At 75.1% G+C, this 6190-nt stretch carries 5 protein-coding genes; all 5 read right to left on the bottom strand.

Features of this window, described 5'->3' with window-relative positions; genetic code table 11:
• Window positions 1-1632: 1632 nt before the first annotated feature.
• The 5 genes from D476_RS0101385 to D476_RS0101365 all read right to left on the bottom strand — a co-directional run bounded on the left by D476_RS0101385 (window position 1633) and on the right by D476_RS0101365 (window position 6102).
• Complete coding sequence (locus D476_RS0101385) at window positions 1633-3318, bottom strand: thiamine pyrophosphate-dependent enzyme (RefSeq protein WP_017622194.1); 1686 nt, start codon at window positions 3316-3318, stop codon at window positions 1633-1635.
• 160 nt (window positions 3319-3478) lie between these two features.
• Window positions 3479-3796, bottom strand: a complete 318-nt coding sequence (locus D476_RS0101380) for an AzlD domain-containing protein (protein WP_017622193.1) — start codon at window positions 3794-3796, stop codon at window positions 3479-3481.
• Window positions 3793-4542 (bottom strand): AzlC family ABC transporter permease, encoded by a 750-nt coding sequence (locus D476_RS31770; protein WP_017622192.1) that lies wholly within the window; start codon window positions 4540-4542, stop codon window positions 3793-3795. Before D476_RS31770 ends, D476_RS0101380 begins: the two co-directional genes overlap by 4 nt.
• 148 nt (window positions 4543-4690) lie before the next feature.
• Window positions 4691-5185: a hypothetical protein gene (locus D476_RS0101370; RefSeq protein ID WP_017622191.1), complete on the bottom strand. Its 495-nt coding sequence runs from the start codon at window positions 5183-5185 to the stop codon at window positions 4691-4693.
• Window positions 5186-5262: 77 nt separating this feature from the next.
• On the bottom strand, window positions 5263-6102 hold the full coding sequence (locus tag D476_RS0101365; protein ID WP_017622190.1) for a helix-turn-helix transcriptional regulator: 840 nt from the start codon (window positions 6100-6102) through the stop codon (window positions 5263-5265).
• Window positions 6103-6190 lie beyond the last annotated feature (88 nt).

Below are 6190 nucleotides of genomic sequence, written 5' to 3'. Positions count from 1 at the left end.
TGGTGCCCCGCTCACCGGCCCCGGCCGGGCGGCAGGTCGGCGGGGTATGGGGTGCAGGGGCCGCGACGACAAAGGTCGACGGCCCTACCGGTAGCGCTGTCGGGTGGCGGGCGTGTGCGTGGTCGCTGTGATGGGCAGCGACGGTGAGAGCGGGGCGGTTGCCAGGCCCTGCTTGCCGGGCGGGGGTGCTTGCGGTCCGGGAAGGCGGCGCGGCCGGGGTGGGCGGGTGGTCGCCCGCGTTCGTGGCGGCCTCCGAGCCGATGCGGTCGTCCCGCGGCCTCGACGGGAGTGCTGTCAGAAGTGCCGGATTGACAGCGCCTTCGCCGGGATCACCGGGGAGGGGCCTGTATCTCGGGCATGCCGGGCGCCGGGAGGGTGGTCCAGTGATCCTGTGTGGCGGAATCGCCGCCTGGTCGCCCTCCAGGCGTCGGTTCCGCCGCGCAGGGTGCCCCCGGGGGCGCCCCCGGGGTCCGGAAGGCGGGTTTGGGTTCCGCCGCTACTGGCCCGGTGTCCGGTTCGCTTGGTTTTCGGGGGGTGAAGGGGTCTTCCGCGCCCTGTTCGACGGCCGGGGCGGTCCGGCGGACAGGGCGGGCGTGCGTTCATCGCGATACGTGAACGCGATTCGGCGCCAGAAGGCCCCTAAACGGAACATCGGGGCCGTTTGCCGGTCCCGGTGTCACTCTGTGTGGCCGATATCGGCCTCGCGCGGCCCCCGTGGGTCCGGCGGAGGGGTCCGGGCGGCGCCGCGCCCGCCCCTACAGCCAACCGGAACACCCCAGACAGGCGCGAACAGGACATCTCGCCTCCAGAACCTGTTCTGGAATCGCGCTCTTCGTCGCTCCGGGGCCTCCGGGGGCGTCGCTGGGCGCGTTTCCCGCCCTCACCCGCATCTAACGCGGAGTATTCAACCAGGTCACAGGGTTGCCGGGGTTCGCTGTGCTGGCCCGGCGGCCACCCTGGGCGCCGAAGACCGCGAACCCCGGGGCCGTGCCGCTCTCCCGGACTGCGAGGGACCCGGCGGACGGCAGGTGGGGCCGGGGAACCGCCCGACTTGTTCCGTCGCCGCCCATTACGGCGACCACCCGCACGCCTCCCACCCGACCGCGCTACCGAAAGGGCCCCTGACCTTCGTCGTCGCCGCCATCAACGGTGACCACGCACACACCAGGCGGCCGACAGCGCTACCGGTAGGGCCGCCAACCTCTCTTCGTCTCCGCCTTCTGCCTTGTGCCCCGGCGGACCGCCGCCCGGCCGGGGCTGGTGAGCGGGGCACCAGCCGAGCCGCCTTCCCTGACTGCGAGGGGCCCGCCGCCCGGCAGGCGGCGCCGGGGAACCGCCCGGCTTGTTCCGTCGCCGCCCCTCGGGGTGACCACGTACGCGCCTGGTGGTCGACAGCGCTACGGGTAGGGCCGTCGCCCTTTGTCGTCGCCGCCTCTCCACCCCATACTCCATCGGCCCGCCGCTCGGCTGGGCCCGGGAGCGGGGGACCGGCTGGGCCGCCGCTCGCCCCAGGCTACGGAGGAACCGACACCCAGGACGTGGCCAAGGCCCTCGCACCTTGGCCCCGGCCGGGGAAAGCGGTCCGGGTGCCCACAGGTACCCACGGGCACCCGGGCACCCGGACCGCCCGCTTCACCCCTCGCCCAGCAGGCCCGACAAGGTCGCGCCGGGGCTGATCACGTCCGGGTCGGTCCGGGCGTCGATCAGGGTGGGCAGGTCCGCCTCCAGTGCCTCGGACAGGGCCTTCTCGAACTCCTCGGGCGTGTGCGCCGTCGCCCCCCGCGCCCCCAGGGACCGCGCGTACCCCGCCAGGTCGAGCGGGCCGCTGATGTCCACCGCCGCCGTCCGGCCCATCTCCCGCGCCTGGTGCATCGCGATGGTGCCGTAGAGCCCGTTCTGGAACACCACCACGACCACCGGCGCGCCCACCCGCACCGCCGTCTCCAGCTCCTGCCCGGTCATCAGCGCGCCGCCGTCGCCCACCGCCGCCACCACGGTCCGGTGCGGCTCCACCAGCTTGGCCGCGATCGCCGCGGGCACCGCGTACCCCATCGCGCCGCTGGTGGGCGCGAGCTGGGTACGCGGCTCGTTGAAGCGCCACCCCCGGTGCAGGAACGCCGCGAAGTTGCCCGCGTCGTTGGTGATCACCGTGTCCCGGGGGAGCACCGCGCGCATGCCCTCGACCACGGCCCAGGGGTGCAGCCGCCCGCCCGGGTGCGAGGCGGCGGCCGGGTCCGGGACCGTCGTCGCCTCCCACGCCGCGTGCGCCGGGGCGAAGTCGCGGTACATCGCCGTCGTCGGCGACGCGGCCAGCGCCTCCAGCGCGCGCCGGGCGTCGGCGACCGCGCCCATCCACACCCCGGCGACCGCCCCCACCTGGTCGGGGTCGATGTCGATCTGCGTGACGCGGGAGTCGACGACCCGCACCCCGGGGGCGGGGAACCGGTACGCCTGGGTGGTGACCTCGCTCAGCCTGGAGCCCACCACCAGCACCGCGTCCGCCTCCTCCAGGGCGCCCAGCACCTGCGGCGGGCACCCCAGCCCCAGGTGGCCCAGGTAGAGCGGGTGGTCGTTGGGGAAGACGTCCTGGCGCCGCCAGGCGGCGTACACCCCGGCCTGGAACCGCTCGGCGACCCGAACCAGCTCCTCGCGGGCGGCGCGGGCGCCGCCCCCGGCGATGATCACCGGGCGCTCGGCCCCGGCCAGCCACCGTGCCAGGCGGTCCCGCTCCTCCTCGGCGAGCGAGGGGCGGGGCGGGAGCGTCCCGGGCAGGGGGCCCAGCGTCCCGGCCGCCTGTCCCCACAGGTCGCCCGGGACGGCGATCGCCACCGGCCCCGGGCGGCCGGAGGTGGCGATCCGCAGCCCGCGCGCGGTCGCCTCCACCAGGCGGTCGGCGCGCGTCACCGTCGTCGACCACTTGGTGATGGGGGCGTAGAAGGCGGTCAGGTCCACCTCCTGGAACGCCTCCCGGCCCAGGTGGTCGGTCTCCACCTGGCCCAGGAACACGATCATCGGCGTGGAGTCCTGCATGGCCGTGTGCACCGCCACCGCCAGGTTGGACGCCCCGGGGCCGCGGGTGGCGGCCGCGGCGGCGGGGAACCCGATGAGCTTGCCCTCGGCCTCGGCCATGAACCCGGCTCCGCCCTCGTGGCGGGTCGACACCAGCTGCATGTCGCTGCGCCGGTCGATCGCGTCGGCCAGTTCCAGGAAGCTCTCGCCGGGGACGGTGTAGCAGCGCCGCACATGGGCGGCGGCGAGCAGTTCCGCCACGGCCTCGGCGGCGGTGGGCCCACTGGGCAGGGAGGTCTCGGGGGGCACGTTCGTCCTTCCGTCGTCGCAAGGCACCACGGGGCGGGGACGGCGTGCCGCCGCCCCCGCCGGTCACCGCCATCCTGCCCGAGGCGGGCGGGTCCGTCACGCGGCCGCGGGCGGGCAGGGGAGTGGGCGAGGGAGCGTCCCCTGGGCGCCCCCTCGCGCGTCAGCCGAGGCCGAGGGCCCGCAGCAGGGCGGTGGTACCCGCCGCCACGGCGACCACGACCAGGAACGGCGCGCGCAGCAGGAGCGCGGTGGCGGCCGCCCCGACCCCGGCCAGGCGTGCGGTGTCAGCCGTGAGGGCGGAACCGCCGTCGGAGAAGGTCTGCACGGCCACCAGCGCGGCGAGCAGTGCCACGGGGACGGTCATGGCGAACCGGCGAACGGCGGGGTGGTCGAGCAGGCGGCGCGGGGCGGCCAGCCCGGCGAACTTGAGCGCGTAGCAGCCCGCGGCGGTGACGGCGATCGCGATCCAGACGGTCATGGCCGCGCCTCCTGGGGCCGGTCGGGTTCGGGGGCGGCCCCGTCGGCCGCGGGGGAGTCCAGGCCCGTGCGGTCGCCGTGGCCTTCGCCATGCCCGTCGCCACCGCCCGTGGCGGCAGGCGCGGGCCCCAGCAGCGCGGCCGCCGCGGCGACGAGCACCGGGACGCCGGGCGGCAGCACGGGGACGGCGGCGAGGGCCAGACCCGCGCCGACGGCGGCGACCAGCACGATCCTGCGCCCCTCGTGCAGCCGGGGCCAGACCAGCGCCAGGAAGATCGCCGGGCCCACCGCGTCCAGCCCGAAGGCCGAGGTGTCCCCGACCCTCTCGGTGGCCACGGCCCCCACCAGGGTGGTGGCGTTCCAGAAGACGAACAGCGCGGCGAACGTCGCCGTGAACGCGGTCCGCGCGGCGGCGGGCGTGGGCTGGGCGAGCGCGGCGGCGGCGGTCTCGTCGATCACCCCGTGGGCGGCGACCGCCTTGCGGACGCCCCGCACACCGAGGATGTCGGACAGGCGCAGCCCGTAGAGGGTGTTGCGGGCGCCCAGGAGAAGGGCCCCGGCGGCCCCGGCGATGACGTTACCGCCCCCGGCGACGACGCCGATGAGGGCGAACTGGGAGGCCCCGGTGAAGGCGAGGAGGCTCAGGGCGCAGGTCTGGGCGACGGTGAGGCCCGCCGCGACGGACGCGGTGCCGAAGGCGACCCCGGAGACGCCGACGGCCAGCCCGATCCCCAGCGCGTCGCGCACCGGGGGAGAGAGTGCGAATGCTGACGTGTTCACGCCCCGAACGCTACGGAGCGGGCCCAGAGGCGGTCTTGAACGTTATTGCGCCCTCCGAGGCGGTGCGAGGCCGGTGCGGTGGTGCTGTGTCGCAGGGCGCGAACGCCGAGCCCTCTCAGAGCCGCCATTCCTCGCGGTAGTACTCCGCCGAGGCATCGACATCCAAGGCGCTCGACCCGGCTTCCGTGCGCACATTCGCCTCTGCGACAGCGGCGGCCAGCACCCCCCAGTCGTGCGGGTGGACGCGGTTCCGGCGCACGACCACCGGGCCGTGGGACGCCCCTTCAGGGGCGAGAACGATGGCGCCGTCATGGACGGCGAATCGTCGCCTTGGGCCGGGCGTGATGGGCCCCTTACGTCGGAGGAAGGAGAGGAAGGAGCGTCGGCTCAAGCCGTTGGTCGTCGGCACGTATTCGCAGGCGGGCATTCTGGCCGCCAAGAGGCCCGAGGCGGCGTTGGCGGCACCGATGGCGATGAACACCGTGCTTTCGAGGCTCACCCCGTGTTGCAGCCCGGCGATCCCCAGAAGGAGCACGAGAAACGCCATGACAGCGTAGGGAACCGTCAACCAGGGGTGGTGACGGGCGCGTATGGGAACGGACGGTGCCATATCTGTTCCTTCGGGCGGGGGAGGATCCGAACGGGCAAGAGGTCGGGGGTCGGCTGCTCACGTCATAGGGGCCCGTCCTAGGGGTCGGGCACCGCGCCCAGGATGCCCTTTTGGAACTCGCCCGGCGGCACCCCTGTCCTGCGTTTGAAGTGGCGGGTCAGGTGCGGCTGGTCCGCGAAGCCCACGGCGGCGGCCACCTCCGACGGCGGTGTCCCCTCGGCCAGCAGGCGGCGGGCCCGCTCTACGCGTGCGCTGTTCAGGTAGGCGTGTGGCGGCAGCCCCAGGTCGCGGCGGAACGCGCGCAGCAGGGCGAACGCCGACACCCCCACCTGCTCGGCCAGCTCCTCCAGGGACGGCGGGTCGGCCATGGCGGACCGCAGGACCTCCCTGGCCTCGGCGACCGTGCGGCGCGGTGCCGGGGTGGCGGCCGAGCGCGCGGAGCCGGTGGCGTGCCCGGCGAGCAGCCGGTGCAGGGCCTGGCGGGTGAGTGTCGAGGCGCTGAGCCGGTCGCCCCGTTCGGCGGCCCGATGGGCGGCGCGGAGCACCTCCGCCGTCGCGGGGGCGTGCGCCGAGGAGTCGGTGAACAGCGGCGCTCCCGCCATCCCGATGTCGCGGGCCGCGTCGGCGACGACCTCCACGTCCGGGTACAGCACCCGGTACCGCCACCCCTCCGGCGCGCCCGCGTGCCCGGTGTGCACCACCCCCGGTTCCACCAGGGCGATCCCGTCCGCGCCGACCCGGTGGGTGGTGCCCTTGTAGTCGTAGACCTCGATGCCGGACTCGATCACCGCCAGGGTGTAGGCGTCGTGCGTGTGCGGGGTGAAGGCGTGCCGGATGTAGTGCGCCTTGAGCAGGTCGACGCCGGGCAGGCCGGGGTGGCGCCAGTAGCGCGCGGTGTCGCGGGGAGGCGTGCTCATCCCGCCAGCGTAGGACGGCGCCGGGCGTCCCGGGTGGCGCGATTCACGAAATATCGCCCGGTGTGCCCGGGTTGTTCTGTGCTGGTGG

The sequence above is a fragment of the Nocardiopsis chromatogenes YIM 90109 genome, from assembly GCF_000341185.1.
Taxonomy (GTDB): domain Bacteria; phylum Actinomycetota; class Actinomycetes; order Streptosporangiales; family Streptosporangiaceae; genus Nocardiopsis_A; species Nocardiopsis_A chromatogenes.
This window is presented reverse-complemented; position numbering and strand designations above follow the sequence as displayed.